This window comes from Aliiroseovarius sp. ABM4_368 (assembly GCF_056161205.1).
The window spans coordinates 1-211 of sequence record NZ_JBSWYR010000041.1; the positions used below are offsets into that span (position 1 = coordinate 1).

Genomic DNA, 211 nt, shown 5'->3' on the forward strand with positions numbered 1-211 from the left:
GAACTTGAACGGGACGAACTGTGATACGGCCACAGCGACGGTCGTAGTGGACCCAGCCCCGATCGACGCCATCGACGACACGCCAGCAGCTGTGAACGGCTTTGCGGGTGGTGACACCCCGTCGGTTCTGGATACAGACACGCTGAATGGCGCGGCTGTTGATCCTGCAGATATCACGCTGACGCCGGGCACGGCTCCGACACCTGCTGCG

The 211-nt window shown here is 63.0% G+C and carries 1 protein-coding gene; it reads left to right on the plus strand.

Going from position 1 to position 211, the window contains the following annotated elements; all coding sequences use genetic code 11:
- Positions 1-211: hypothetical protein (locus ACXAH3_RS16550; RefSeq protein ID WP_474863379.1), on the plus strand; the 211-nt coding region annotated here is incomplete at both ends.